A 2,252-nucleotide genomic window follows, 5' to 3' on the forward strand; every position below is an offset into this window, starting at 1 on the left:
CTTACCGAGCGTGCGCTGGCCCGCGGCCGCCGCGGCGAACCGTTGGGCGTCTTCTTTGCTCACGCCACGGGAGGGGGCTATGCGCAGTCCGTCCTGGCACAGCAGGACCGCGAAGCGGACGCCGGGGATCTCGAGATCCTCGAGCAGCCACGCCAATCGGTTGGTGCTATCGGCTACCGGTGTGCTCATCGGCTGTTCCTTCCGTGGTTCGCTCGGCCGCAGCGGCACGACCGCTGCGGGATCCGCTGCGCCAGGCAGCGGCGAGGTCGGGGCGCGCGTGCCCCGACTCTGTCGTTACCCCCGCCGAATCCGGGGCAACCGGCCTGCGGCGGCGCTTGGGCAGCCCGCCGCTGGTGATCTCGTGAACGTCGGCGCCGGGCGATTCGATCTCGGCGACCGGCACGGGAATGTGTGCGGGCGCGGCGAGTTCGGGCTCGGGCAGCCGCGGGGCGTCGCCGCTCACCAGCAGCGCCGACGGTACATACACCATGGCCCGCATGCCACCGAAGATGTTGGGCCCGTCGACGTGCACGGAGAATCCGTAGCGCCGGGCCAGCGCCGCGATACCGGGGAAGCCGACCTTCGGCGCGGGGCCGAGATCGTGGATGTCGACCGGGCGTTCGCCGCTGAGCACCAGGCGCGCGTCCTCGAGCTGCTCGGGACTCATCCGCATGCCCGCGTCGTCGATGATCACGGTGACGCCGTGATGGCCCTCCTGGAAACCGATCTCGACGAACGACGACGGCGGTGAGTAGCGCAGCGCGTTGTCGAGCAGGGTCGCCATGGTGTGCACGAGCGGTTCGACCGCGCGGCTGATCACGATCCGGTCCGATTGGGCCGCGCGCACCCGCAGGAATTCCCTGACCCGTCCGGTGGCGCCGCCCGCCACATCGGTGAGCGACTGCTGCGGCCACCGGCGGCCGGGCAGACCGCCGGAGACGATCACATAGGACTGCGCCTGCCGGATCATCTGCTGCACGGTGTGGTCGATCCGGGTGAGCGTTTCGTAGATGGCGTCGTCGCGATGTTCGCGCAGTGCGGCACTGACGACCTGTCCGAGGTCGGTGCCCAGGCTCACCACCGAGGTGCCGAAGGAGCGCACCGCGGCGCTCGTGGCCGCCCGCGAGGATGCCGAGAGCTCACCGCGGGTCTGGTCCCGGGCGTCCTGTATCTCACCGAGGCGACGTTGTTCGCCATAGCGTTCGACCATCGCCCTGGTTTCCTCGGCGACCACGCGCAGGTCTTCGGCATGACCCGTGGCAATCCACTGCAGCGCCTGGCCGAACTGCGAATCGCCCAGTTCCACCGGCAGATCCACCGCGACCGAGGGGATCTCGTGGCGGCGCACCGCGGCAGTGATCGCGGGCAGGGTGCCCTGCGCCAGCTGCATGAGGGCGTTCTCGCAGGCGAGGCGTTCCCGGATGGCGGCGTCGGCGCGCTGCCGCTGTCGGCGCTCGTTCCGCATGGCCATGACACTGACCGCGATCGCGAGCAGTAACAGCGGCGCACCGATGACGAGCAACAGCACCGCAATTCCTGAGTTCATCAGATCTTTCGTCGTCCTCGACCACACGGCGCTGTTGCCGGTGGCCCTCGCCGGCCGGCCCGCCGAGGCATTCACTGTCTACCGCGGGGTGATTTCGGATACCCGATTCACACGCCCCGATTCCAGCGACCCGCACACATTAGCAGCACACGTAACGATCGCGACACGGATCTTACTGTCCGACATCATGTTTCCCGCTCGAAACATTGCACGCTACTGGACAGTTGATCTATTCTGGTTCGCTATGCCTCGAGCCGATGCTCGCGGAACCCCGGGTACCGGATATTATCCCGGCGTGGCGAAACTGAAGCTTTCCGTCGATGTCCCCGTCCCACCGGACCAGGCCTGGGCGCACGCGTCCGACCTTCCGCACCTCGGCGATTGGCTGACCATTCACGAGGCTTGGCGCGGAACACTGCCCGAGGAGCTGACGCCGGGCACCGTTGTCGCCGGCATCGCCCGCGTGAAGGGCTTCCGCAACAAAGTCACCTGGACCGTGCGCACCGCCGAACCGCCGCGCAAGCTCGCCCTCACCGGCACGGGTATCGGCGGCACCAAGTTCGGCCTCGGAATGCTCGTCGAGCCGAGCGGTAGCGGGTCGAAGGTGAGTGTCGACATCGATCTGGGCGGTGCGCCGCTGTTCGGCCCGATCGGGTCCGCCGTCGCGAAGGCCCTGCGCGGCGATATCGAGCGCTCACTGGAGATG

The 2,252-nt window shown here is 68.4% G+C and carries 3 protein-coding genes; 1 reads left to right on the plus strand and 2 read right to left on the minus strand.

The features are described 5' to 3' along the window. Together ACFWF3_RS32910 and ACFWF3_RS32915 are read right to left on the minus strand one after the other, a co-directional pair. Nucleotides 1–189: roadblock/LC7 domain-containing protein (locus ACFWF3_RS32910; protein WP_379317790.1), on the minus strand; the 189-nt coding region annotated here is incomplete at its 3' end. Further along, the gene (locus ACFWF3_RS32915) at nucleotides 167–1,546 is read right to left on the minus strand and encodes a sensor histidine kinase (RefSeq protein ID WP_379317792.1); all 1,380 of its coding nucleotides are present in this window, start codon (nucleotides 1,544–1,546) and stop codon (nucleotides 167–169) included. The genes ACFWF3_RS32915 and ACFWF3_RS32910, both read right to left, overlap by 23 nt. Nucleotides 1,547–1,841: 295 nt before the next feature. Here ACFWF3_RS32915 and ACFWF3_RS32920 point away from each other — a divergent pair. Then, on the plus strand, nucleotides 1,842–2,252 hold a 411-nt coding region (locus tag ACFWF3_RS32920), incomplete at its 3' end, for an SRPBCC family protein (RefSeq protein ID WP_379317794.1).

Origin of the sequence: Nocardia sp. NPDC060220 (assembly GCF_042727815.1) — a bacterium.
In the GTDB taxonomy this organism is placed as follows: Bacteria; Actinomycetota; Actinomycetes; order Mycobacteriales; family Mycobacteriaceae; genus Nocardia.

What these genes read in the sequence shown, in the direction of transcription:
- ACFWF3_RS32915 (WP_379317792.1), bottom strand. Translation starts at nt 1,546, where the DNA reads ATGAACTCAGGAATTGCGGTGCTGTTGCTCGTCATCGGTGCGCCGCTG.